The organism is Alcanivorax sp. HI0007 (assembly GCF_001635525.1).
Lineage (GTDB): Bacteria > Pseudomonadota > Gammaproteobacteria > Pseudomonadales > Alcanivoracaceae > Alcanivorax.
This window is the reverse complement of the sequence record NZ_LWEJ01000040.1, coordinates 1-325: the sequence shown is the minus strand read 5'-3', so window position 1 is coordinate 325 and position 325 is coordinate 1. Positions and strand designations below refer to the sequence as shown.

At 59.4% G+C, this 325-nt stretch carries 1 pseudogene; it reads right to left on the bottom strand.

Annotation, left to right across the window (positions count from 1 at the left end):
- Positions 1-325 (bottom strand): annotated as a pseudogene (locus A3714_RS02475) (excinuclease ABC subunit UvrA); the annotation flags it as partial.

Genomic DNA, 325 nt, shown 5'->3' with positions numbered 1-325 from the left:
CGGTGTCCCGGCGGGACAGTTCCTTGGCCAGCTTGACCCGCTGGGCTTCGCCGCCGGACAGGGTGGTGGCCGCCTGCCCCAGTTTTACATAGCTCAGGCCCACATCCATCAGGGTCTGCAGCTTGCGGGCCAGGGAGGGCACCGCATCAAAGAATTCCCGGGCGTCTTCGATGGTCAGATCCAGCACCTCGAAGATGTTCTTGCCTTTATAGGTGATCTCCAGGGTTTCCCGGTTGTAGCGTTTCCCTTCGCAGACCTCACAGGGCACATAGATATCCGGCAGGAAGTGCATTTCTACCTTGATAACCCCATCACCCTGACAGGC